Below are 26,068 nucleotides of genomic sequence, written 5' to 3' on the forward strand. Positions count from 1 at the left end.
TCGGGATTCGCGTCGGCGTACAGCGCGGACCGGGCTTCCCGCCTGCGCGTACGTCTCTTCGGCGCAGAGCTACGTCAACCAGACCAGCTACACCAACCTCGGCGAACGGTTGCAGACGACCCTGGGCGCGACCGGAAAACGCACCTGGATCACCAACGCCAACGATCCCAACACCGCCGCGCCGTCCACATTGGCCGACGCCGCTTGCGACATCGCCGACCTCCACAACATCATTCTCGCCGGCCGACCACCGGCCCCGCTCCAGGCAACACCTTCACCCAGTTGAGATCACTCTTGCGATACGCCTCGCCATGCGCCTAGGTTTGCATCAATGAGGTCACGCCAAGGTCCGGCTGCACATTGACTCACGTCATGCGGACGCTGTGCTGCTTCCAACGGGGGAAATATCTCAGCGCCCGGGTGGTCAGGCGCGTTCATACAGGCCGGCCGCGGTTGACAGCGGCTGCTGTGGTTTGTTAGGTCACAGACGCGGGATCACTGGTGTTCATCGCCGAACATTCGTCGTCACCCGTCGTGACCACTGGTACCCACGGGGGAAAAATTGTTGTCGAAACAAATAGCGGAGCTCGAGGATCTTGACTCCGCACTTGCCGCGTGCGCCCGAGGTAATGGGCAAGTCGTCCTGGTCGAAGGGCCGATTGGTTGCGGAAAGAGTGAGCTGCTTGCCACCTTCGCCGAGCGGGCGTCGTCGAGCGGAGCCGTAGTGGTCAGCACGGCGGGTGAGGAGTACGACCGTGACAATCCTTTTAACACCTTGCGACGGTTGTCGAGCGCGGCGGTCCCGATCGAGGTGCCGGCCATCGACGAGGGCGGTGCGAGGGCCGAGCTGATCCGCCGGATCTGTAAGGACCTGCTCGATGGCCGCGGCGACGCGCCGCTGGTGTGCCTCGTGGACGACCTGCATTACGTCGATGCCGCGTCGCTCGAGGGCCTGCTGTACCTGATCCGGCTCACCCGGACGGCGCCCGTCCTGGTCGTGCTCAGCCAGACGGCCCACTTCGCACTGCTGGACTCCGGGTTCAGCACCGAGCTCCTGCGGATGCGGAACGTCCGGCCCATCGTGTTGTCGCGGCTCGGCCACCGGGAGGTGGCCGAGATCGTCAGCGGTTATCCCGAGCTCGCCGCGCGGGCGGCCGACCACGCGACCGAGTTCGGCCGGGTCAGCGGCGGCAATCCGCTGCTGCTGCGGGCGCTGATCGCAGAGCGCCGCAACTCGGTCGGCGAGGTTCCCGCCGCCGGTGGCCCGTTCGCCCAGGCCGTCGTCACCTGCGCCCGCCGGAGCAACTGGGACGGCCTGCGCCTGGCCGCCGCCGTGGCGGTCCTCGGCGAACGCGCCTGCCCGGAACGGCTGGCCGAGCTGATCGGCAGCACCCGGTCCGCGGTCGCGCAGGCACTCGCGGCCCTGAACGCGTCCGGCATCCTCGACGGCACCGGTTTCCGGCACCCGGTCGGCCGGACCGCCGTCGTCGACAACTTGCCCCGATCCGAGCTGAGCGCGCTGCACCGCCGGGCCGCCGGCCTGCTCCACCAGACCGGGGCGTTGCCGCAGCTGGTTGCCCAGCACCTGGTCGCGTCCGTCGCCAACGAGGCCGAGCCCTCGTGGGTGGTGGACGTCCTACGCTCCGGCGCCGAGCAGGCGCTGGCCGACGACAACCCGAGGTACGCCGCCCGCCTGCTCGAGCGCGCGCACGCGGCCAGTCCCGACCTGCTACTTCGCGGCCAGATCAAGACGAGGCTGGCCGCGATCACTTGGCGCCTCGACCCGGCCCTTTCCGAACGACACATCAACGACGCGTTCGACACGCTCAAGGCCGCAGACGCCACCGAGCAAAGCGTGTGGCCACTTGCCCAGCTGCTCGTCGCCCATGGCCGAATCGCCAACGCCATCGAGATCCGCAACCGGGCGCTCAGCGCCACCGAGGGCGCCTCGCCGGCCGACGACATCGTCGGGTCGTTCGCCGGCGCCGACGTCCCGCACCTGGCGACGATCGCCGAGCCGCACCAGTTCGCCCTGCTGGACGCGAACGTCGCCGACGTCGAGCGGTTCCTGGAGTCGACCTCGCTGGCCGGTCCGACGCTGCCGGGAATCGTCCAGGCGGTCGCGGCTCTCGCCCGCTCGCACGACCCGCAGCGGGCGGTTCGCTGGAGCCACACCTTGCTCGAGGAGTCGGCACTGCGCAACGCCCGGGGCTGGCGGTTCGTGTTCACCTCGATGCTCGCCTTCGCGCTGCTGCGACTGGGCGACCTGCGGGGGGCCGAGCATTACTCCCTGCAGGCGCTCGACCTGGTGCCGGGCGGGCGCAACTGCGTCTTCACCTACAGCGCGGTCGCCACCCTGATCCGCGCCCGTACCGAGATGCGAGACTTCGCCGCGGCGGCGGTCGAGGTCTACCAGCCGATGCCGGCCCAGCTGTTCCGTAGTATCCACGGGCTGAACTACCTGCGGGCTCGGGGCCGCTACCTCGCGGCCACCAACCAGCTGCACGCCGCGCTGGGCGACTTCCTGCAGGCCGGCAGCATGATGAAGCAGTGGAATCTGGACCGGCCGGTCATCTGCCCGTGGCGCACCGAGGCCGCCGAGGTCCTGTCGCGGATGGGCGAGACAGAGGCGGTCGAGCAGCTGGTGCTGCAACAGTTGTCCACCCCGGACGCCCGGCACCCGTGGATCCGCGGCATCTCGCTGCGGATGCGCGCGGCGATCAGCCATCCACGTAAGCGCGCGCTGCTGCTCCAGCAGGCGGTCAGCGAGCTGCGCAGGTCCGGCGACCGGGTCGAGCTCGCCCGCACGCTGGCCGACCTCGGCGTGGCGCTGCAGGAAGTTGAGGACCCGGTGGCGGTGGTGATGAGCCAGCAGGCGGTCGGCATCGCCACCGAGTGCGGCGCGAACTCCCTGCTGGAGGACATCCGGCACCGATCGCCGGCACTGCGCCGCGTCGAGCCGAACCTGGCGCCGTCGCTCGGCGTGGTGGACGCCGCCAACGCCCGGTTGAGCGAGTCCGAACGGCGGGTCGCCGCCCTGGCGGCGCTGAAGTACACCAACCGGGAGATCTCCCGGCTCCTGCACGTCACGGTCAGCACCGTCGAGCAGCACCTGACCAACGTGTACCGGAAGCTGCACATCGAGGGCCGGCGGAGCCTCCCGGCGAACCTCGAGCTCTACACGGTGGACTTCGCCTGATCGCGTGGCGTCCGGGGGGATTCCGCCTCCCGGACGCCACGATCAGGAGTAGTGGCCGCGGTCAGGAGTAGTCGAAGAAGCCGCGGCCGCTCTTGCGACCCAGCATTCCGCCGTCGATCATCCGGGAGAGCAATGGCGGCGGAGCGTAGAGCGGCTGCTTGAACTCGTCGAACAGAGCATCGGCCACCGCACCCACGGTGTCCAGGCCGATCATGTCGACCAGCGCAAGCGGTCCCATCGGATGCCCGCAGCCCCGCAGCATGCCGTGGTCGATGTCCTCGGCGGTGGCGAAACCAGACTCCAGCATCCGGACGGCGCTCAGCAGGTAGGGGATGAGCAGCGCGTTGACCACGAACCCGGCCCGGTCTCCGCTGACGATCGCCTCCTTGCCGAGGACTGTGGTGGCGAACTCCTGCGCACGGTCCCGGATCCGGTTCTCGGTCAGCAGCGAGGCGACGATCTCCACCAGCGGCATGACGGACACCGGGTTGAAGAAGTGCATGCCCACGACGTGGCTGCCGCGCGCGGTGGCCCGCGCGAGCCGGATGATCGGGATCGACGAGGTGTTGCTGGCCAGGATTGCGTCCGGATCCTGGACGACCTTGTCGAGCTGGGAAAAGGTCTCGATCTTGAGATCCAGGTCCTCCGGCACCGCCTCGAGCACGAGCTGGCAGCCGGCGAGGTCGGCGAGGTCGGCCGTGACCGACAGTCGGTCGAGCACCGCGTCGAGGTCGCCGGCCGGAAGTTTCCCCTTGGCCGCGGCCCGTTCGAGGGACTCGCGCAGACGCTGCCGGCCCCGCGGGACGGTCGCCGGGGACGAGGACACGACCGTTACGGTAAGGCCGTTGCGCGCGCAGAGGACGGCGAAACCCGTGCCCATTGCTCCGCAGCCGACCACACCCACCCGTTCGACCGGCGCGCTCATCGGCTTGCCTCAAGCACCGGAGCGGACCAGCGCAGCAGTCCCGCGCCCATCGACATTCCGCCGCCGAAGCCGGCCAGCAGCACCAGATCGCCGTCGTTAAGCGTGCCGGACCGGGCGGCGGCGTCGAGAGCGACAGGCACCGACGCGCCGCCGATGTTGCCGTACTCCGCCAGCGTCCGATGGGTGCGAGCCCCGTCCAGCCCGCACCGGCTCACCAGTTCGGTGAGCAGCACGCCGTTGGCCTGGTGGGGCACGAAGTGGCGGATGTCGGCGAGCGTGGCGCCGTTGCGCTCCAGCAGCGCGGCGATCATCGGCGGCACGTTGGCCATCACGAACTCGCTCACCCCGCGACCCTGCATCCGGAAGTAGTGGCCGCCGCTCTCGACGCTCTCCACGGAAGGCGGGATGCGGCTGCCGCCCGCCTCGACTCGGATCAGGTCCATCGCCTCGCCGCGGGACGCGAGACCGATGTCGATGATGCCCCGCCCCGCCGGCACCGCGCCCAGCACCACCGCGCCGGCGCCGTCGCCGAACAGGATCGCGGTGCTGCGGTCGCGGTAGTCGAGGATGCGGGAGTAGATGTCCGCGCCGACCACCAGCGCGGTGCTTCCCGGTTGTAGAGCCAACAGTGCCCGGGCCATGCCCAGCGCGTACACGAAACCGGCGCACACCGCGTTGACGTCCACGCACGCGGCCCGGCGGGCGCCGACCAGGCTCTGCAGCCGGCAGGAGGTCGGTGGCTGCGGGGAGTCGCCGGTCGACGTGGCGAGCAGGATGTAGTCGACGTCCTCGGCGGCCAGGCCGGCGTCGGCCAGGGCCAGTCTCGCCGCGGCGGCCGCCAGATCGGAGGTCGCCTCGTCCGGAGCGGCGTAGCGGCGGCTGCGGATCTGGGTCTTGTGCTCGATCCGTTCCGCCGTCACGTCCGGCACCATCGCGGCGACCTCGTCGTTGTCGACCTCCTGCTTCGGCAGGTAGGCGCCGGTGCCGAGAATGCCAATCGCGGCGGTCATCGCGACGCGCCTACAGCCTGATCGAGCTCGGCCCGCCGGACCGGGTCGGTGATGCCGAGGCCCGCCCGGGGAGCGAGGCACAGCACGCCGACCTTGCCGATGTGCTGGTTGGTCTGCACCTGGCGGACCGCCTCGGCGACATCGGTGAGCGGGCTGACGGTGGTCAGCATCGGCTTGATCCGGCCAGTCTCGAACAGCCGGGCGCACTCCCACTGCTCCTGCAGGTTGGCCGAGTGGCTGCCGACGATGCGCTTCAATTTCATCCAGAGGTAGCGGTTGTCGTACTGGTGCTCGTAGCCGGTGCTCGAACCGCAGGTCACCACCGTGCCGCCGCGCCGGGCCACGAACACCGAGATGCCGAACGTGGACTGGCCGACGTGCTCGAAGACGATGTCCGGGTCGCGCCCGACGCCGGCCCGGATCAGCGAGCCGAGCCGCCTGCCGGCGGCGACCGACTCGGCGGTGTCCCGCGGCGGCCGGTCGAGGCCCAGCTCGGCCCGGTCGATCACAAGGTCGCAGCCCAGCGTTCGCAGCAGCTCGGCCTTCTCCGGCGAGCTGACGACGCCGATGGCGATGCCGCCGCCGTTCTTCACGAACTGCACGGCGTATCCGCCCAGGCCGCCGGTCGCACCCCAGATCAGGACGACGTCGCCCTGCTTCATCCGGGCGCCGCGGTCGCTGACCAGCATCCGGTACGCCGTGCCCGCGCAGAGCGGGATCGACGCCGCTTCTTCCCAGCTCAGGTGCCCGGGCTTCGGGATCAGCTGACTGGCCCGGCACACCGTGTACTCGGCGAGTCCGCCGAAGTTGGTCTCGAACCCCCAAATGCGCTGCTCGTCGCCGAGCATGCCGTCGCCGTGGGTCGCCGCCTCCTGATCGTCGATGTAGGAGGGACTGATCATGACGTGGTCCCCGGCCGTCCAGCGGCGCACGCCGCTGCCGACGCGGACCACCACGCCAGCGGCGTCCGATCCGAGAACGTGATAGGGCAGGTCGTGCCGGGCCGCCCAGCCGCCCTGCTTGGCGAACTGCCGCAGAAACCGGAAGGTCGGGATCGGCTCGAACGTGGCCGACCACACCGTGTTGTAGTTGACCGCGCCCGCCATCACAGCGACCAGGACCTCATCGGGGGCGAGCTCGGGCATCGGCACCCGGCCGAGGCGCAGCGACTTGCGTACGTCCTTGTCGCTCACGCCGGTGAACATGCCGGTGTCCTCGGCTCGCAGATGGGCGGCGAGGTAGCTCTCCGGCACGGGCGCCGACATGAGCTCCTCGGGCGTGGCGTCGCCGATGACTGCCTCGGACAGAGATCGCATCGTGAACCGTCTCTCTTCGAACCTAGCCGACGCGCCGACGCTATAGCCGATCAATCCTCACCGAATACCCCTGGATTCCCCCTACTTCCGTCCCCCGGCCGGCCGCGGCCATTGCGACCCGGCGAGCGCGCTCACGACGTCTGGGGTCGGTCTGGGGTTGTTCGTCCGAGGCCACCCCTAAACGATTGGCCGGGGAAAAAGCGCTCACGAAATACGAGGCCACAACGATGAGCAGCAAGACTTGGTGGGACCCGATCGGCGGCTACGCGGCGGACATCCTATCGGCTCTCGCCGAGGATCCGGAACGGGTCGTCCTGTACTGGCGCGATCAGGAGGTGAGCGGGGCCCGCTTCATCGGGGTTGTCGCCGCCGCGTACCGGGCCATGGGGGAGCTCGACGCGGGGCCGGGCAGCGTGGTCGGCATCCTGGTCGAGCCGAACAGCCCCGACATGCTCGCCACGCGGTACGCGGCGCATCTGCGCGGCGCGGCTGTCTGCTACCTGCGGACCTCCAACCCCGGGTCGAACGCGGCGATCCTCTCCGCCGACGACCAGTTGCGGGTGTTGCGCGAGACCGGCGCCGCGGTCGTCTACACCGACAAGGAAAACCTCGGTCTCGCGAGCGGGCTGGCGAAGGAGGCCGGCATCGCCGTGCTCGGACCGATCACCGGGAGGGACGATCTCGTCGTCCCGGTTGGCGCCGAACCGTGGGATCCGCGGCGTCTCGCGGTGATCGGCTACACCAGCGGGAGCACCGGGCGCCCCAAGGGCATCCGGCTGTCCGGGCGGGCGTGGGAGAGCACCGTGCGAACCGCTCAGCCGCCGGGCCAGGGCCGCACCGTGATGCTGGTCAACACGCCGCTGAGCCACACGGTCGGGCCGATGGTGGACGGCCTGCTCCTCACGGGCGCGACCGTCGTGCTGCGGGAGGAGTTCCAGGCCGGCCAGTTCCTGCGGGACGTGGCGGAGCGGCAGGTCACTCGCTCGTTCATCGCGACCGCTCACCTCTACCAACTGATCGACCACCTCGAGGAGCTCGGCAATCCGGACTTCATGGCCGCGCAGCTCTCCTCGCTGCGCCTGCTGATCTACAGCGGCACCGCCGCCGCGCCGAGCCGGGTAGCCCGGGCGGCGCGCCTGATCGGGCCGCGGCTCGCGCAGGTGTACGGCACGTCGGAGGGCGGCCGGGTCACGTTTCTGGACCCCGGCGGGCACTTCGACCCGTGGCTGTCCACGACGGTCGGGCGGCCGTTCCCCGGGGTGGAGATCTCGGTGCGCGACGCCGAGTCCGCGGCCGAGGTCCCCGACGGCGACACCGGCCAGGTGTGGATGTGTTCGCCGGCCATGATGGACGGCTACTGGAACGACCCGGAGTTGTCCGCGCGGGTCCTGCGGGACGGCTGGTACGCGACCGGCGACACCGGCTACCGCGACGAGAAGGGCTACCTGCACCTGCTGGGCCGGCTCGCCGACGTGGTGAAGGTCGACGCCGTCAAGGTCCACCCGGCGGTGGTCGAGGCCGAGATCCTCACCCTCGACGGGATCCGTCAGGCGGCGGTGTTCGGCCGGCGTGACGAGGACAGCGTCGAATCCCTGCAGTGCGCGATCGCCTTCCAGCCCGGTGCCACCCTGACCGTCGACGACGTCCGGGCGCACCTGCGCGAGGCGCTGTCGCCCGCCCACGTTCCCCAGGTCGTCGATGTCCTCGACGAACTGCCGCTGACCAACGCCGGCAAGCCCGACAAGGTGCTGCTGCGCAGCCGCGCCGGCACCCGGACCTGACCCGGAAACGACAACCAAGAATGGGGGCTTGCGTTGGACTTCGCACTCTCACCCGAGCAGCGGGCGCTGCGCCGCTCGATCATCAACTTCGCGCGGGCGGAACTCGGCGACGGCGCCGACGACGACCGTGAGATGCGGTTCTCTCTGGACGGATGGGAGCGGTGCGCGCGGTTCGGCGTTCTCGGCTGGCCGATCCCGCAGGAGTTCGGCGGGGTCGGGCTCGACCCGCTGTCCACGGTGATCGCGATGGAGGCGCTCGGTTACGCCTGCCGCGACAACGGCCTGGTCTTCGTGATCAACAACCACCTGTGGGCGTGCGCGGTGTACCTGCAGCAGCACGGCAACGACGAGCAGCGCAAGCGGTTCCTGCCCAAGATGTGCGCGGGCGAGCTGATCGGGGCGCATGCCCTGACCGAGGAGCACGCCGGGTCGGACATCCTGTCGATGCGTACCACCGTGGTGCGTGACGGCGACGAGTACGTGCTGACCGGCACCAAGACCTTCATCAGCAATGCCGGCATCGCGGACGTCTTCGTGCTGCTGGCGCGGACCGGTGAACCGGGCCGGCGGCAGGACGCGCTCTCCGCGTTCGTGGTGCCGGCCGACAGCCCCGGCCTCGAGGTCACCCGGCAGTGGACGAAGTCCGGGCTGCGCTCGACCCCGATGGGCGAGGTCACCCTGACCGGCTGCCGGGTGCCCGTGGACAACCTGCTGGGACGCGAGGGCGACGGCTATTCGATCTTCACGTCGACGATCGAGTGGGAACGCTGCTTCATGTTCGCCAACCAGGTTGGCGTCATGGAACGCATTCTGGAGGACTGCGTCCGGCACGCCCGCGGGCGCGAGCAGTTCGGCCGGCCGGTCGGCGCCAACCAGGCGGTGTCGCACCGGATCGCGGACATGAAGGTTCGGCTGGAACTGGCGAAACTCATGATCTACAAGGTCGGCTGGCTCAAGCAGCAGGGCAAGATCGCCCTCGCCGAGGCCGCGATCGCGAAGCTGTTCATCAGCGAGAGCCACGTGCAGGCCGCGCTGGACGCGATGCAGATCCACGGTGCCCGCGGCTACCTCGCCGAGTTCGGCGTCGAACGCGAGCTGCGTGACGCGCTCGGCGGAACCATCTACGGCGGCACCTCGGAGATCCAGCGCGAAGTCATCGCTTCCCTGGCCGGGATGCCCGGAAGCGGGAGGGTCTGACCCATGCCGCAGTACCGGATCACTCTGGCGGACCCGGTTCCGCATATCCACGAGTCCGAACTGAGGTCGCGCGTCTTCTTCGTCTCCGAGCTCATCGAAGAGTTCACGCTGCTGGGCGACGGCAACGTGGTGGACGGCATCGACGTCCGGACCCGCGAGCCCGCCGATCCGGCGGAGCTCGAGCGCAAGCTGCACCAGATGATCAAGAACGACGTGCTCGCGCTCTATCCGAACCCGGCCCGCGTGACCTGGCGGTCGCCCAGCGAGCGCACGGTGCTGACCGGTGTCTACGAGCACATGGTCGAGCGCGGCATCGCCTACGAGCTGGGCGAGGGCCAGATCGCGGTGGGCGAGGAGTTCTGCCAGGTCATGGGCTTCTTCGACAGGTCCGTGCGGGCCATGGTCGCGGAGGAGTTCGGCGCGCGGGAGTACCGCTATCCCACGCTGATCCCGCTGGACACGCTGCGGCGCTGCGGCTACCTCGCGTCGTTCCCGCAGCACCTGATGTTCGTCACCCGGCTGCACAGCGACATGGACACCTACCAGGAGTTCCTCGAGGACGTGTCGGCCGGCCGGCTGGACCGCCGTGCGCTGTACGAGCGGTGCGGCAACCTCGACTACGCACTGCCGCCCACCATGTGCTACCACACGTTTAGCCAGTTCGCCGAGAAGCCGACGGCGAACCGGGTGATCACCTCGCGGGGCAAGTCTTTCCGTTTCGAGTCGCGCTACCGGCAGTCCCTGGAACGCCTGTGGGACTTCACCATCCGCGAGACCGTCTTCCTGGGCACCCAGGACTACGTGGTGGACGCGAGATCACGGTTCATCGGTCGGATCTTCGAGCTGCTGGAGGGCCTCGACCTGGCCGGGCACTGCGAGGTCGCCAACGACCCGTTCTTCGGCCGGCAGGACACCGGCGCCCGGATCACCTCCCAGCGCATGCTCGAGCTGAAGTACGAGCTGCGCCTGCCCGTCGCTGCGGACCGGACCATCGCGGTCGGCTCGTTCAACCTGCACGGTCAGATCTTCAGCAAGGCCTTCGGCATCTCCCACGCCGACGGGGCCCAGGCGTACACCGGTTGCACCGGGATCGGCCTGGAGCGCCTGACCTACGCGTTCCTGTGCCAGTACGGCCTGGATTCCGCTCAGTGGCCCGACGCCGTACGTCGGGCCGAACCGATTTCTGCGGTCGGCATCGGTTAAGCCGGCTGTCGGGGAAGGAAAAGCATGGAGACCAAGCAGGTCAAGCAGGTCGGCGTGGTCGGCGCCGGCACGATGGGCATCGGCGTCTCGCACGCGTTCGCCGAGCGTGGCATCCCGGTGCTGCTGATGGACATCTCCGAGGAGATCCTCGACCGGGCCCAGCGGGAGATCAAGCGGAACCACTTCACCTACCGGATGTTCGGCCAGGCGAAGGGTCAGCCGCAGGCCGATCCGGACGAGCTGATGTCGCGCATCGATCTCACCGTGGACCTCGAGCGATTCGCCAACGTCGACTACGTCGTCGAGAACGCGACCGAGGACTGGGCGGTCAAGGAGCCGATCTACCGGCAGCTCGACCGGATCTGCCCACCGCACACCGTGTTCGGCGTCAACACCTCGGCGATCTCAGTGACCCGGCTCGGAGGCGTCACCTCGCGCCCCGCGCAGGTCATCGGGACGCACTTCATGAACCCGGTTCCGCTCAAGCCGGTGGTCGAGGTCATCCGCGGCTACCACACGTCGGCCGAGACGATCGAGCGGACCCGCGAGCTGTTCACCGCGATCGGTAAGGACAGCATCGTGGTCGAGGATTCCCCGGGCTTCGTGACCAACCGGGTGATGATGCTGACCGTCAACGAGGCCGCCTTCCTGCTGTACGAGAACGTGGCGCCGGCCAAGGACATCGACCGGCTCTTCGTCGACTGCTTCGGGCACAAGATGGGGCCGTTGGAGACGTGCGACCTCATCGGACTGGACACCGTCCTGCTGTCGCTCGAGGTGCTCTACGACAGCTTCAACGACCCGAAGTACCGCCCGTGCCCGCTGCTCAAGAAGTTGGTGCACGCCGGCCGGCTCGGCCGGAAGTCCGGTCAGGGATTCCACAGCTACGTGTGAGGGGAACCAATGAGCGACATCGATTTGATCGAGGAATTTATCTATTCGCATCTCAATGGCCTGAAGGTCGGCCATGACGAGGACATCTTCGAATCGGGATATGTGAGCTCTCTGTTCGCGGTGCAGGTCCTGACATGGGTGGAGAAGACCTTCGACCTCGATATCGTCAGCGAGGACCTGCGCCTGGAGAACTTCCGGTCGATCTCCGCGATCGCCGCCTTCGTGGAGAGCAAGCGCTCGGTCACCGTGGATGCCGGCGCATGACGAAGATCTTCCTGTTCCCGGGGCACGGCTCGCACCGCGTGGGGATGGGCGGGGACCTGTTCGCCCGCCACCCCGACCTGGTCCGCCAAGCCGACGAGGTGCTGGGCTACTCGATCGAGCAGCTGTGCCTCGAAGGCCCCAGCGAACGCCTGAGCGACAACCGGTTCACCCAGCCGGCGATGTACGTGGTCGACGCGCTCACCCACCTCGAGGAGGTCGACCGGCAGGGTGGCCCGGACGTCGTCGCCGGCCACAGCCTGGGGGAGTGCGTCGCGCTGTTCGCGGCGGGAGTGTTCGACTTCCGTACCGGCCTTCAGATCGTCAAGGAGCGCGCGCGGCTGATGGCCGACAGCAACTCGGGGGCCCTGATCACCGTGGCTGGTCTGCCGGTGCAGCGGATCGCCGAGCTGCTGCGCCGCAGCGGGCACGACGGCGTCGAGTTCTCCGCGTTCAACTCGCCCGAGCAGGTCGGACTGGCCGGACCGAAGGAGGAGCTGCGGGCGGTCGCCCGGCTGCTCGGCGAGGAGGCGCCCGCCGTCTTCTGGGTGTCGCTCACCACCGCGCCGCACTCGACGCACATGGCAGCCGCCGCAGCCGAGTTCGCCGAGCTCCTCTCCGGCTACGAGTTCGCCGAGCCGGTCATCCCGGTGCTGTCGAACGTGACAGCGGCACCGCACCGGCCCGGCGAGATCCCCGCCATGCTGGCCCGGCAGCTGGCCTCGCCGGTGCGCTGGACCGACACCGTGCGCTACCTGCGCAGCCTGCCGGCGCCGGAGTTCCACGAGGTCGGGCCGGGTGGCGTGCTCACCGGGCTGCTCAAGGCCAACCCCGCAGCCGCACCGGCGCCGGGTCCGGCAACGGTGGCGGACCGGTCGGACGAGCCGATCGCGATCGTCGGTGTCTCGGGCCGGTTCGGCGGCGCACCCACGCTGGACGACCTGTGGGACCTGCTGGTGCAGGGTCGCAGCGCGATCCGGGAGATTCCGCCGGACCGGTGGGACCACGAGCCCCTGTATCACGCGGGCGACTTCGAGCCCGGCAAGACCCACTCACGGTGGGCCGGCCTGATGGACGGGGTCGATCGCTTCGACGCGCTGTTCTTCGGCATCGCGCCACGCGAGGCGGAGACGATGGACCCGCAGCAGCGGCACTTCCTCGAGGTGACGTACGAGGCGCTGCAGGACGCCGGGCACACCCGGGAGTCGCTGGGCCACAACGTCGGCGTCTACGTCGCCGCGACCGCCTGCGACTACGCCGTGCTGAGCGCGCAGGCCTCGATGGCCGGCGTGGACGCGTACGCGAACAACAACATCTCCCAGCTCGCGCTGCGGGTCTCGCACTTCTTCGACCTGCACGGGCCGAACATGACGGTAGACGCGGCCTGCGCGGGCTCACTCGTCGCCCTGCACCTGGCCTGCGAGGCGCTGCGGCACGGCACGGTCGACGCGGCCATCGCGGGCGCGGCCAACCTCATCCTGCACCCGTGGCGTCTGGTGCAGTACACCAGCATGGGAACGCTGTCCGCGACCGGCGCGTGCCGCCCGTTCGGCGACGGGGCGGACGGTATCGCGCTCGGTGAGGGCGTGGCTGCCGTCGTCCTCAAGCGACTCAGTCAGGCCAGGGCCGACGGCGATCACGTGCACGCGGTGATCCGGGGTAGCTGGACCAACTCGGACGGCCGCAGTGTCGGGTTCGCGGTGCCGGAGTCGGACCGCCACTCCGAGCTGTTCCTGCGGACCCTCGACATCGCCGGGGTCTCCGCGCGGAGCATCGGTTACGTCGAGGCGCACGGGGCGGGCACGCCGGTCGGCGACCCGGTCGAGATCCGGGGTCTCACCAAGGCCTACGGCGCGCACGGCGTCGAACCCGGCTCGGTGATGGTCGGCAGCGTCAAGAGCAACCTCGGTCACCTGGAGCCGGCGGCCGGCATGGCCGGGCTCATCAAGGTGCTGCTGCAGCTGCGGCACCGCACCATCGTCCCGTCGTTGCACGCCGATCGGGCAAACCCCAAGATCGATTTCGACAGTACGCCGTTCCGGGTGCCCACCTCGCCGACACCGTGGCTGCCCAAGACCGACGAGGACGGTCGCGAACTGCCCCGGCGGGCGGGCGTCAACGCGTTCGGCGCCGGCGGAGTGAACGCCCACGTCGTGCTGGAGGAGTATCCGGCCGAGACGCCCCGGGACGAGCCGGTCGACGATCCGGAGCTGATCATCCTGTCCGCCCGCAGCCGCCAGGCCCTGGCGAACAGCGCCTCTCGCCTGCGCGCCGCGCTGGCCGGGGGCGGTCTCCGGCTTCGCGACGTGGCACACACCCTGCGCGCCGGCCGCGAGGCGTTCGGAGTGCGGGCCGCGGTCGCCGTCCAGACCATCGAGGAACTCGACGAGGTGCTGGCCGAGCTGGCCTCGCCCCGCGCCGAGCCCCGGCCCGAGCTGGTGGTCGGCAACGCTCGCAACGGCGCCGCCGGTGGGGTCGGGGGCGTGCCCGGGCAGCGGCCGACGAACGTGGCCGGCCTGCTCGAGCTCGGCCGCAAATGGTGCCGAGGCGCCGACGTGCCGTGGGAGAAGCTGTTCGCCGACGCCCCCGGCCGGCGGATCCCGCTGCCGTCCTACCCGTTCGAGTCGGAGCGGTACTGGCTGCCCCAGCCGACCGTCGCGGCGTTCGTGCCGTCCGCCACGACGGAGGCGCCGGATGAGTCGAAATGGCTGCGCGACCGGTTGCGGGCAATCATCGCGGAGATGCTGAAGGCCCGGCCCGACCAGGTGATTGACGACGTCCCGTTCAGCGAGCACGGATTCGACTCGGTGTGGCTGGCCCGCCTGGTGACCCGGCTCAACCGGGAGTTCGACCTGACGCTCGCGGTCACCGCAGTTCTGGAGTACCCGACCGTCGAAACCCTGGCCCAGCATCTCCTGGACTCCCACGCGGAGATTCTCTTCCAGGCGGCGCCGAAGTGACGAGGAAAGCAGGAACACTGTCATGACAGTGGAGAACATGGAGCAGCTGCCCAAGCTTCCGACCGAGCGGCCGGCCGGCTGCCCCTTCGACCCGCCGTCCGAGCTGCGTGAGGCGCCGCTGCGCCGCATGGTCTACCCCGACGGCCATGTCGGCTGGCTGGCCAGTGGTCACTCGGCGGCTCGCGCGGTGCTGTCCGACCCCCGGTTCAGCTCCAAGCACGAGCTGGTGCGCGACCCCGTCCCCGGCAGCGAGGGCCACCACGGCAAACCGGCACCGGTCGGCGACATGACCGGGATCGACCCGCCCGAGCACACCCGGTTCCGGCGGCTGCTGGTCGGCAAGTTCACCGCGCGGCGGATGCAGAAGCTGAGCGACCGGGTCGAGGAGATCACCAAGGACCAGCTCGAGGTGCTGGCCGGGCACGGCGCCGGCGCCGACCTCTGGCCGCTGTTCGCGCAGCCGGTCCCGGCGCTCGTGCTGTGCGAGCTGCTCGGCGTGCCGATCGCCGACTACGACCTCTTCCAGCGCTACACCGAGGTGCTGCTCACCCAGGACGGCCGGCCGGAGGAGGTGGGCCAGGCGTTCATGGCCCTGCACCGGTACATGCGCGAGCTTGTGCTGGCCAAGCGGGCGAACCCGACCGACGACGTGCTGTCCGACCTGACCGAGTCGGACCTCACCGACACCGAGCTCGCCGGCATCAGCGTGCTGCTGCTGGTCGCCGGGCTCGACACCACCGCGAGCATGCTGGCACTCGGCACGTTCGCCCTGCTGAGCAACCCCGACCAGCTGGCTGCGGTGCGTGCCGACCCGGACCGGATGGACGACGCGGTGGAGGAGCTGCTGCGCTACCTGACGGTCGCGCCGCGGGCGGTCCGCGCGGCACTGGAGGACATCGAGCTGGAAGGCCAGCTGATCAGGACCGGCGAGTCGGTCACGGTGTCCCTGGAAGCCGCCAACCGCGACCCCGAGCGTTTCGCCAACCCGGACACGCTCAACGTGCTCCGGCAGGCGGGCGGTCACGTCGCCTTCGGCCACGGCATCCACCAGTGCCTCGGCCAGCAACTCGCCCGGGTCGAGCTGCGGGTCGCGCTCACCGCGCTGCTCGAGCGATTCCCGAAGCTCCGGCTCGCCGTTCCGGCGGACGAGGTGCCCCTGCGGGCCAACATGAGCGTCTTCGGCGTACGGGCGCTGCCGGTCGCCTGGGACTGACATCGGTCGTCGCGCGGCGGTCAGGAAACCCTTCCTGACCGCCGCTTTCGCATGTCCGGAAAGGACCGCTTCCAGGGGTGGTAGGGGGTGTGCCCGCCCGTAGTTAGGGGCGGTTCCCCCGTGGTCACGCACCGCGATCTGACCTTAACTGGTGGGGCGTGTTCGGGCCTCATTCGCTGATGCCACGCCGATCCGAGAAGGACCTGGGAACCGAATCATGGCACTCACCAAATCTCACACCGGCCTTTGGCTGCGGGGTTTTCATCCGGCCCCGCAGGCGCCGGCCCGCCTGGTCTGCTTTCCGCACGCGGGCGGTTCCGCATCCTTCTTCTTCCCGGTCTCCAAGACGCTGTCGCCGGAGCTGGAGGTGCTCGCCGTGCAGTACCCGGGCCGCCAGGACCGGCGGCACGAGCCCGCCGCCGAGAACATCGGCGAGCTCGCCGATCGGATCACCGAGCAGCTGCGCCCGCTCCCGGACAAGCCGGTGGCGTTCTTCGGCCACAGCATGGGCGCGGTGGTCGCCTTCGAGGTCGCGCGGCGACTGGAGGGCGGCGGTGTGAGCCCCCTGGTGCTGTTCGCGTCCGGCCGGCGTGCGCCGTCCGCGGTTCGCGAGGAGTCGATGCACACGGCCGGCGACGCCGACTTCGTCGCCGAGATCAAGCGGCTCAGCGGCACCGACACCCGGATGCTCGGCGACGACGAGGTGCTGCGGATGATCCTGCCATCGCTGCGCAGCGACTACCGGGCCATCGAGACCTACCGCTGCGCCCCCGGGGCGAGCGTGCGCTGCCCGATCGACGTGCTCATCGGGAATGCCGACCCGCACGTGACCCAGACCGAGGCGGCGTCCTGGCGCGAGCACACAACCGGTCGCTGCGACATCAGGGTCTACGCGGGCGGCCACTTCTACCTGAACGACCACGCGGTGGCCGTGACGGACCGGATCGCCCGGCGCATCTCCGCGCTGCGCGCGGCCGTCTGACCCAGCGCCGATCAACCCCGAGATCGCGAGGAGCGAGACGGACATGGCAGCGAGCGATCCGAAACTGGTCGAGGCCCTCCGGGCCGCGCTGAAGGAGGCCGAGCGCCTCCGGAACCAGAACCGGCTGCTTACCAGCGCGGCCCGGGAACCGATCGCGATCGTGGGGATGGCCTGCCGATACCCCGGCGGGGTCGAGTCGCCCGAGGACCTGTGGCGACTGGTCGCGGACGAGGTCGACGCGATCACCGGGTTCCCGGCGGATCGCGGGTGGGACCTGGAGCGGCTGTACGACCCGGACCCCGCCACCCGCGGCACCTCGTACGCCCGGGAGGGTGGGTTCCTGCACGACGCCGGCGAGTTCGACCCCGGCTTCTTCGGGATCTCCCCGCGCGAGGCGCTCGCGATCGACCCACAGCAGCGGTTGCTGCTGGAGACGTCCTGGCAGGCCATGGAGCGGGCCGGCATCGACCCGGCGGGCCTGCGGGGCAGCCGCACCGCGGTGTTCGCCGGGGTGATGTACCACGACTACGGGTCGCGCGGCCGGGTGCCCGGCGACCTGGAGGGCATGGTCGGCACCGGCAGCTCGGGCAGCATCGCCTCGGGCCGGGTGTCCTACTCGTTCGGCTTCGAGGGTCCCGCCGTCACGGTTGACACCGCGTGCTCGTCGTCGCTGGTCGCCCTGCACATGGCGGTGCAGGCGCTGCGGACCGGCGAGTGCGATTTGGCACTTGCCGGCGGTGCCACGGTGATGGCCACGCCGAACACCTTCGTCGAGTTCTCCCGCCAACGCGGCCTCTCGCCGGACGGGCGCTGCAAGTCGTTCGCGGCCGCCGCCGACGGGACCGGCTGGGGCGAGGGCGCCGGCGTGCTTCTCGTCGAACGGCTGTCGGACGCCCGCCGCAACGGACATCCCGTCCTCGCCGTGGTCCGGGGCAGCGCGATCAACCAGGACGGCGCGTCCAACGGGCTGACCGCCCCGAACGGCCCGTCCCAGCAGCGCGTGATCCGCCAGGCGCTGGCCAACGCGGGCCTGTCGGCCCCGGACGTGGACGTCGTCGAGGCGCACGGCACCGGCACCACCCTGGGTGACCCGATCGAGGCGCAGGCGTTGATCGCCACGTACGGCGCGGACCGTGCCGGCGGCGAGCCGTTGTGGCTCGGCTCGGTGAAGTCCAACATCGGGCACACCCAGGCCGCGGCGGGCGTGGCCGGCGTGATCAAGATGGTCATGGCTATGCGGCACGGCGTTCTGCCGAAGACGCTGCACGTCGACGAGCCGTCGCCGCACGTGGACTGGTCGGCGGGCACGATGGCACTGCTGACCGAGGCGCGCGACTGGGCCGGGGGCGACCACCCCCGCCGGGCCGCGGTGTCGTCGTTCGGCATCTCCGGCACCAACGCCCACGTCATCGTCGAGCAGGTCACCCCGGAGCCGACCGAAGCCGAGCCCGTCGGCGTCCCGGTGGTGCCGTGGCTGGTGTCCGCCCGTACCCCCGCCGCCCTGCGGGACCAGGCGGCGAGGCTGGCCGCGCACCTCGCGTCCGCGGAGGCCGACCCGGTCGCGGTGGCGGCCGCCCTGCACGGTTCGCGGGCGCTGCTGGACCACCGCGCCGTGGTCGTTGGAACACGGCGGGAGGAGTTGCTGGCCGGGCTGGAGGCCGTGGCGGCGGGGGAGCAGAGGACCGGCGTCGTCACCGGTGCCGGTGAAGGCGGCCGGCTGGGCTTCCTGTTCTCTGGTCAGGGTAGTCAGCGGCTCGGTATGGGCCGTGAGTTGGCTGCCGAGTTCCCGGTGTTCTCCGATGCTCTCGACGAGGTGTTGCAGCGTCTCGATGTGCGGGAGGTGATGTGGGGCTCGTCCGAGGAGGCACTGCGCGAGACCGGTAACGCGCAGCCCGCGTTGTTCGCCTTCGAGGTCGCCCTCTATCGGCTGCTCACCTCGCTCGGCGTCGAGCCGGACGTCCTGGTGGGTCATTCGATCGGGGAGATCGCCGCTGCCCATGTGGCGGGTGTCTTCTCGCTGGACGACGCGTGCACGCTCATCGCCGCCCGGGCCGGGTTGATGCAGGCGTTGCCGGCGGGTGGGGCAATGCTCGCGGTCGCCGCGGCGGAGGCCGATGTGTTGCCGCTGCTCGACGAGCGGGTGGGTATCGCGGCGGTGAACGGCCCGTCGGCGGTCGTGGTCTCCGGCGCTGAGGACAGTGTGGCCCGGGTCGAGGCGGCGTTGGTCGGGGTACGGAAGCGCCGGTTGCGGGTCAGTCACGCGTTCCACTCCCCGTTGATGGAGCCGATGCTGGAGGACTTCCGGCAGGTCGCCGAACGCTTGACCTACCGGCAGCCGAGCATCGCGCTGGCCATCAGCGGTGACCCGACCGACCCCGGTTACTGGGTCGAGCACGTCCGGCAGGCCGTTCGCTTCGCCGACAACGTCGCCGCCGCCGGTGCGGACATCGCGGTGGAGATCGGCCCCGACGGGGTCCTCAGCGGCCTGACCGATGCGATCCCCACCGCCCGCAAGGACCGCGACGAGGCGCAGGCGTTCGTCGAGGCGCTCGCCCGCCTGCACGTCGCGGGCGTCGCCGTGGACTGGACCTCCTATCTCGGCGCCCCGGCCGGGTCGATCGAGCTGCCCACCTATGCGTTCCAGCGCGAGCGCTACTGGCTGGAGGCCGGCCCGGCCGGCGGTGACCTGTCGACGTTCGGTCTCGGCGCGATCGAGCATCCGCTGCTCTCGGCGGTGGTGGCCGGTCCCGAGGACGGTGGCGTGGTGTGCACGGCGCGACTGTCGCGGGCCACGCACGCGTGGCTCGGCGATCACCGGGTCGGCGGGGTCGTGGTGCTGCCCGGCGCGGCCCAAGTGGAGATGGCGCTGCGCGCGGGCGAGACGGCCGGCTGCCCGGAACTGGCCGAGCTGACTCTGCGGACGCCCCTGGTGATCCCCGAGACCGGGGGTGTGCGGGTTCAGGTCCGGGTCGCAGCTCCAGACGCCGACGGACGGTGCGGCGTGGGAATCTACTCCCGCCCCGACTCCGGCCCGGAAACGGCCTGGGTCCAGCACTCGGAGGGCGTGCTCGCCGCCGGGGCCGGCCCGGTGCCGGCACCGGAACTGGTGGAGTGGCCGCCGGCGGGCGCCGTCGCGGTCGAGGCCGCCGAGCTCGCGGCCGAGACGGACGGTACGGGCGTCGACTACGGACCGATCTTCCATGGCCTGACCGCGGCCTGGCGGTGCGGCGACGACGTGTACGCCGACGTCGTGCTGCCCGAGCCGGCCCACGACGACGCCCAGCGGTTCGGGCTCCACCCTGCCCTCCTGGACGCCGCACTGCAGGCGATCGCGTTCGGCGACCACCTCGACGACGCCGGCCCGGGGCGGGTGAACCTGCCGTTCGCGTGGACCCGCGTGGCGCTGCACGCCGTCGGGGCCACCCGCCTGCGGGTGCGGATCGCCCCGGGCGGCGCACGCGGCACCGTGCGGCTCACCGCGGCGGACCGGACCGGCGCGCCCGTGCTCGACATCGACAGCCTCGTGCTGCGTCCGGTCCAGGTCGACGAGATCGGCACGAGCAGTCCCGGCGACCTCTTCCGTCTGGACTGGACGACCGTTACCGGCGGCGCCGTCGAGACCGGCCTGACCGTCCTGGGCGACGGTCTTCCGCAGCTGACCGGCCACCGCTGTGCCGAGTTTTCCGAGGCCGGCCCGGGGTGGATCGTCGCACCGGTCGGCGCGCATGACGACGTGCACGAAACCACTAGGGAAGTCCTCGAACTGCTCCAGCGGTGGCTGGCCGCCGACCGGACTGAACCGGCGAAACTGGTGGTGGTGACCCGCAACGCGGTCGCCGTCACCCCGGCCGAGGACGTGACACCCGCGCAGGCCGCCGTGTGGGGTCTCGTGCGGGTCGCGCAGACCGAGAACCCCGGCCAGCTGGTGCTGCTCGACACCGACGACACCGCCTCCGCGGCCGGGATCGCAGCGGCGCTCGGCGCCGGCGAAGCGCAGATCGCCGTACGCGGTGACGGCACGCTCGTCCCGCGACTGGCACGACTGACCGGCCCGGCCGAGACCGCACCCCCGGCGATCGACCCGCACGGCACCGTGCTCGTCACCGGCGGCACCGGCGGCCTCGGGGCGCTGGTTGCCCGCCACCTGGTGACCGGGCACGGCGTCCGACACCTCCTGCTGGTGAGCCGGCGTGGCGGCCACAGTCTGGGGGCCGGCGAGCTCCGCGACGAGCTGGCCGCCCTGGGCGCCGACGTGACGTTCGCCGAGTGTGACGTGGCCGTCCGCTCCGAGGTCGCGGCGCTGATCGACGCGGTGCCGGCCGAGCATCCGCTGACCGCCGTGGTGCACGCGGCGGGTGTGCTCGACGACTCCACGATCGGCGGGCTCACGCCGCAGCGGCTGACGGCCGTCCTGCGGCCCAAGGCCGACGCCGCCTGGCATCTGCACGAGCTGACCCGGGACCGGCAACTGTCGGCGTTCGTGCTGTTCTCCTCGGCCGCCGGCGTGCTCGGCGGCGCGGGCCAGGGCAACTACGCGGCCGGCAACGCGTTCCTGGATGCGGTGGCGCAGCACCGTCGCGCCCTCGGCCTGCCTGGCACGTCGCTGGCCTGGGGACCGTGGACGGGCACCGGCGGCATGGCCGAACGGCTGGCCGAAGCCCACGTCGACCGGATGTGGCGCACCGGCGTCGTCCCGCTGACGGTGGACGCGGGACTGGCCCTGTTCGACGCGGCTCTGGCCCGGAACCACGCCCTTCTCGTCCCGATGCGGCTCGACCCGCGCCCGCCGGCTGCGGCCGGTGACGCCCTGCCCGCCGTCCTCCGCGGCTTGGTCCGCGCCCTGTCCCGCCGGGCCGCGACCCCGCACACCGTCCAACTCGCCGGGAGCACCCCCGACGAGACCCGCGCCCTGCTCACCGATCTGGTGCGGGAGCAGGTCGCCGCGACCCTCGGTTTCACCGGTGGGGAAGCCATCGCGGTGGAGCAGCCGTTCCAGGACCTCGGGCTGGACTCGCTCACCGCCATCGAACTGCGTAACCGGCTCGCCACCGCCACCGGCCTGCGGTTGCCGGCCACCCTGACGTTCGACCATCCGAGCGTACGGGCCGTTGCCGGCTACCTGGCGGCCGAGTTGTCCGGCACCGCGATCGTGCCGGCCACGGTCGCTCCAGCCACCGTGGGCAGTGGCGAGCCGATCGCGATCGTGGGCATGGCGTGCCGTTACCCGGGTGGCGTGGAGTCCCCGGAGGATTTGTGGCGGCTGGTGTTCGACGGGGTCGACGCGGTGTCGGAGTTTCCGGGTGACCGGGGCTGGGACCTGGACGGGTTGTACGACCCGGATCCGGACAACCGTGGTACCTCGTACACCAGGCATGGTGGTTTTCTGCGGGATGCGGCGTCGTTCGATGCCGGGTTCTTCGGGATCAGCCCGCGGGAAGCGCTGGCGATGGATCCGCAGCAGCGGCTTCTGCTGGAGACCTCGTGGGAAGCCGCCGAACAGGCCGGGCTCGACCCGACCTCGCTGCGCGGATCACGCACGGGTGTCTTCGCCGGCCTGATGTACCACGACTACGGGTCGCTGCACGCGAGCGGCGAGCTCGAGGGGCTCGTCGGCACGGGCAACTCCGGCAGCGTGGTTTCCGGTCGGGTGGCGTACTCGTTCGGGTTCGAGGGTCCGGCTGTCACGGTCGACACCGCCTGCTCGTCGTCGCTGGTCGCGCTGCACCTGGCGGTGCAGTCGTTGCGCTCGGGTGAGTGTGACCTGGCGTTGGCCGGCGGTGTGACGGTCATGGCGACGCCGGGGACGTTCGTGGAGTTCTCGCGGCAGCGTGGTCTCTCGCCGGACGGGCGGTGCAAGGCGTTCGCGGATTCGGCCGACGGTACCGGCTGGGCCGAGGGTGTTGGGGTGCTGCTGGTGGAGCGGCTCTCCGACGCGCGGCGCAACAACCACCAGATCCTTGCGGTGGTACGGGGTTCCGCGGTCAACCAGGACGGCGCGTCCAACGGGTTGACCGCCCCGAACGGGCCGTCGCAGCAGCGGGTGATCCGCCAGGCGCTGGCCAACGCTGGTCTGTCCACGTCAGACGTCGATGTCGTCGAGGCGCACGGTACCGGTACGACGTTGGGTGATCCGATCGAGGCGCAGGCGTTGATCGCGGCCTACGGCCAGGACCGGGAACGGCCCCTGTTGTTGGGCTCGGTCAAGTCGAACCTCGGGCACACGCAGGCCGCGGCGGGTGTCGCCGGTGTGATCAAGATGGTCATGGCGATGCGGCACGGGGTCGTCCCGAAGACGCTGCACGTCGATGAGCCGTCGCGGCACGTGGACTGGTCGGCCGGTGCGGTCGAGTTGTTGGTCGAGCCGCGGGAGTGGACCGGCGACGGTCGGCCGCGACGGGCGGGGATCTCCTCGTTCGGTATCTCCGGCACCAACGCGCACGTGATCATCGAGCAGGGGGAGCCGGAGCCGGGCGAGGCCGGGCGTCGCTCGCTGCCGGTGGTGCCGTGGCTGATCTCCGCGCGTTCCGTGGAAGGCTTGCGGGCCCAGGCGGCGAAGCTTCTGTCGTCGGTGGACGGTGACGTCGACGTCGCCGCGGTCGGGGCCGCGTTGCACGGTCGTCGTGCCGCGCTGGAGCATCGTGCCGTCGTCGTCGGTTCGGTGCGGGATGAGCTGGTGGCAGGGCTTCGCGCCGTCGCCGCGGGCGAGCAGGCCGTTGGTGTGGTGGTCGGCCGGTCCGGGGACGGTGGCCGGCTGGGGTTCCTGTTCTCGGGTCAGGGTAGTCAGCGGCTCGGTATGGGCCGTGAGTTGGCTGCCGAGTTCCCGGTGTTCGCCGACGCCCTGGACGAGGTGCTGGAACGTCTTGATGTGCGGGAGGTGATGTGGGGTTCGTCGGAGGAGGAGCTGCGCGAGACCGGTAACGCGCAGCCGGCGTTGTTCGCGTTCGAGGTCGCGTTGTTCCGGTTGCTGACGTCGTTTGGTGTCGAGCCGGATGTGTTGGTGGGTCATTCGATCGGGGAGATCGCGGCCGCCCATGTGGCGGGTGTGTTGTCTCTGGATGACGCGTGCGCGTTGGTCGACGCTCGGGCGCGGTTGATGCAGGCGTTGCCGGCGGGTGGGGCGATGCTCGCGGTCGCCGCGGCGGAGGCCGATGTGGTGCCGCTGCTGGACGAGTTCTGCGGGATCGCCGCCGTCAACGGCCCGTCTGCGGTGGTGGTCTCCGGGGCTGAGGAGAGTGTGGCCCGGGTCGAGGCGGCGTTGGTCGGGGTGCGGATGCGCCGGTTGCGGGTCAGTCATGCGTTCCATTCGCCGTTGATGGAGCCGATGCTGGAGGACTTCCGGCAGGTGGCTGAGGGCCTGACCTATCGGCAGCCGAGCATCGCGCTGGCTATCAGCGGTGACCCGACCGACCCCGGTTACTGGGTCGAGCACGTCCGGCAGGCTGTTCGGTTTGCCGACAACGTCGCCGCCGCCGGTGCGGACATCCTGGTGGAGATCGGCCCCGACGGGGTCCTCAGCGGCCTGACCGATGCGATCCCCACCGCCCGCAAGGACCGCGACGAGGCGCAGGCGTTCGTCGAGGCGCTCGCCCGCCTGCACGTCGCGGGCAGCCCCGTCGACTGGCGGGAACTGCTCGGATCCGCGCCGCATGTCGCGCTGCCGACCTACGCGTTCCAGCGCGACCGCTACTGGCCCGCGGCCGAGCTGGCTGCCGGTGACGTCGCGGCCGCCGGTCTCACCACGATCCACCACCCGCTGCTCAGCGCGCTCGTCTCGACTCCCGACGCGGCGGGGGTGACGATCACCGGCCGCCTGTCGGTGGCCACCCAACCGTGGCTCGCCGATCACGACGTGCTCGGCACAGTGCTGATGCCCGGCAGCGGCCTGCTCGAACTGGCCCTGCAGGCGGGGCACGAGATCGACTGCCCCGCCGTCCGGGAACTGACGCTGGGCGCCCCCCTCGTGCTACCCGACCGCGGCGCCCTGCACCTGCGGGTGACCGTCGGCGGGCCGGACGAACTGGGCGTCCGGGACATCCGCATCCACACCCGCGGCGCGGACGACGTGGGCGGCACCTGGACGGCGCATGCCACGGGAAAGCTCGGGCCCGCGGCGGAACCCCCGGCGACCGCACCGGCGGAATGGCCGCCGCCGGGCGCCACCGCCGTCGGCATCGAGGACGCCTACCAGTTCCTGCTCGACCGCGGCTACGCCTACGGACCCGCCTTCCGCGGCCTGCGCGCGGTGTGGCGGCGCGGCACCGACGTCTACGCCGAGGTCGAGCTGCCGGAGACGGTGCCCGCCAGCGCGGCGCGGTTCGGGCTGCACCCCGCCCTGCTGGACGCCGCCATGCACGCGCCGCTGCTGGACGACCGCGACCGGGGCACCGCCGACCAGACCGTCCTGCCGTTCACCTGGACCGGCGTCACCCTGCACTCGGCAGGCGCGGCGTCGCTGCGGGTCCACTTCACCCGGCCCGGCGACCGCGAGGTCTCGGTGTTCGCCACCGACGTCACCGGCGCGCCGGTGCTGAGCGTGGAGTCCCTGGTGTCCCGGCCCGCTTCCGCCGATCAGCTCCGGGTCGGAAACGACGCGTTGTTCCGCACGGAGTGGTCGCCGTCGTCGGCCGTCGGTGGTGGCGTTGAGTCGTCGGAGTGGGTCGTGTTGCGGGTTCCTGCTTCGGGTGCGGATGTGCCGGCGGCGATTCGGGCGTCGGCGGCGTCGGTGTTGCGGCGGCTACGTGAGTTTTTGGCCGAGGAGCAGGGTTCTCGGTTGGTGGTGGTGACGCGGGGTGCGGTGGCGGTGGGCCCTGATGAGCGGGTTGATCTTGGTGTGGCGCCGGTGTGGGGGTTGGTGCGTGCGGCGCAGGCGGAGAACCCGGGCCGGATCGTGTTGGTTGATGGTGATGGTTCGGGTGAGTCGGTGTTGTCGGTGGTGGTGGCCTCGGGTGAGCCGGAGGTAGCGGTTCGGTCGGGTGTGGTGTTGGTGCCGCGGTTGGTGCGGGTCTCGGCGGAGTCCGGGTCGGTGCCGGTGGGGCTGGATCCGGAGGGCACGGTTCTGGTCACTGGTGGTACGGGTGGTTTGGGTGCTCTGGTTGCTCGTCATTTGGTTGAGCGTGGTGTGCGGCAT

14 protein-coding genes are annotated in these 26,068 nt (G+C 70.8%); 11 read left to right on the forward strand and 3 right to left on the reverse strand.

Features of this window, described 5'->3' with window-relative positions; translation table 11 throughout:
* The first annotated feature begins 109 nt into the window (after nucleotides 1–109).
* Together AB0K10_RS22735 and AB0K10_RS22740 are read left to right on the forward strand one after the other, a co-directional pair.
* Complete coding sequence (locus AB0K10_RS22735) at nucleotides 110–286, forward strand: hypothetical protein (protein WP_363686440.1); 177 nt, start codon at nucleotides 110–112, stop codon at nucleotides 284–286.
* A 279-nt stretch (nucleotides 287–565) separates the two neighbouring features.
* Nucleotides 566–3,199: an AAA family ATPase gene (locus AB0K10_RS22740; protein WP_363686442.1), complete on the forward strand. Its 2,634-nt coding sequence runs from the start codon at nucleotides 566–568 to the stop codon at nucleotides 3,197–3,199.
* Between the two features lie 61 nt (nucleotides 3,200–3,260).
* Here AB0K10_RS22740 and AB0K10_RS22745 read toward each other — a convergent pair whose 3' ends face one another.
* Genes AB0K10_RS22745 through ccrA form a run of 3 tightly spaced genes read right to left on the reverse strand, consistent with a single transcriptional unit; the run spans nucleotide 3,261 to nucleotide 6,450 of the window.
* On the reverse strand, nucleotides 3,261–4,124 hold the full coding sequence (locus tag AB0K10_RS22745; protein ID WP_363686444.1) for a 3-hydroxybutyryl-CoA dehydrogenase: 864 nt from the start codon (nucleotides 4,122–4,124) through the stop codon (nucleotides 3,261–3,263).
* Nucleotides 4,121–5,134 carry a ketoacyl-ACP synthase III gene (locus tag AB0K10_RS22750; RefSeq protein ID WP_363686446.1) on the reverse strand — a complete coding sequence of 338 codons (1,014 nt, stop codon included), beginning with the start codon at nucleotides 5,132–5,134 and terminating at the stop codon, nucleotides 4,121–4,123. The genes AB0K10_RS22745 and AB0K10_RS22750 overlap by 4 nt, the downstream gene beginning before the upstream one ends.
* A complete protein-coding gene (gene ccrA / locus AB0K10_RS22755; RefSeq protein WP_363686448.1) occupies nucleotides 5,131–6,450 on the reverse strand; it encodes a crotonyl-CoA carboxylase/reductase in 1,320 nt (439 codons plus the stop codon). The genes AB0K10_RS22750 and ccrA overlap by 4 nt, the downstream gene beginning before the upstream one ends.
* A 227-nt stretch (nucleotides 6,451–6,677) precedes the next feature.
* Here ccrA and AB0K10_RS22760 point away from each other — a divergent pair, with 227 nt between their 5' ends.
* The 9 genes from AB0K10_RS22760 to AB0K10_RS22800 all read left to right on the forward strand — a co-directional run.
* A complete protein-coding gene (locus AB0K10_RS22760; RefSeq protein ID WP_363686450.1) occupies nucleotides 6,678–8,231 on the forward strand; it encodes a long-chain fatty acid--CoA ligase in 1,554 nt (517 codons plus the stop codon).
* 33 nt (nucleotides 8,232–8,264) lie between these two features.
* Entirely contained in the window at nucleotides 8,265–9,428 is a 1,164-nt protein-coding gene (locus AB0K10_RS22765; RefSeq protein WP_363686452.1) for an acyl-CoA dehydrogenase family protein, read from the forward strand.
* A 3-nt stretch (nucleotides 9,429–9,431) separates the two neighbouring features.
* Nucleotides 9,432–10,631 (forward strand): hypothetical protein, encoded by a 1,200-nt coding sequence (locus AB0K10_RS22770; protein ID WP_363686454.1) that lies wholly within the window; start codon nucleotides 9,432–9,434, stop codon nucleotides 10,629–10,631.
* Nucleotides 10,632–10,655: 24 nt separating this feature from the next.
* On the forward strand, nucleotides 10,656–11,525 hold the full coding sequence (locus AB0K10_RS22775) for a 3-hydroxyacyl-CoA dehydrogenase NAD-binding domain-containing protein (protein WP_363686456.1): 870 nt from the start codon (nucleotides 10,656–10,658) through the stop codon (nucleotides 11,523–11,525).
* Between the two features lie 9 nt (nucleotides 11,526–11,534).
* Nucleotides 11,535–11,789, forward strand: coding sequence for a phosphopantetheine-binding protein (locus tag AB0K10_RS22780; RefSeq protein WP_363686458.1), 255 nt, complete (start codon nucleotides 11,535–11,537; stop codon nucleotides 11,787–11,789).
* Nucleotides 11,786–14,746 carry a beta-ketoacyl synthase N-terminal-like domain-containing protein gene (locus tag AB0K10_RS22785; protein WP_363686460.1) on the forward strand — a complete coding sequence of 987 codons (2,961 nt, stop codon included), beginning with the start codon at nucleotides 11,786–11,788 and terminating at the stop codon, nucleotides 14,744–14,746. The genes AB0K10_RS22780 and AB0K10_RS22785 overlap by 4 nt, the downstream gene beginning before the upstream one ends.
* Nucleotides 14,747–14,783: 37 nt before the next feature.
* A complete protein-coding gene (locus AB0K10_RS22790) occupies nucleotides 14,784–15,959 on the forward strand; it encodes a cytochrome P450 (protein ID WP_363686480.1) in 1,176 nt (391 codons plus the stop codon).
* 217 nt (nucleotides 15,960–16,176) lie between these two features.
* Nucleotides 16,177–16,941, forward strand: coding sequence for an alpha/beta fold hydrolase (locus tag AB0K10_RS22795; protein ID WP_363686462.1), 765 nt, complete (start codon nucleotides 16,177–16,179; stop codon nucleotides 16,939–16,941).
* A 43-nt stretch (nucleotides 16,942–16,984) separates the two neighbouring features.
* Nucleotides 16,985–26,068, forward strand: a 9,084-nt coding sequence (locus AB0K10_RS22800; protein ID WP_363686464.1) for an SDR family NAD(P)-dependent oxidoreductase, incomplete at its 3' end; no start/stop codon positions are given.

The organism is Micromonospora sp. NPDC049274, from assembly GCF_040678875.1.
Classification (GTDB): Bacteria; Actinomycetota; Actinomycetes; order Mycobacteriales; family Micromonosporaceae; genus Micromonospora.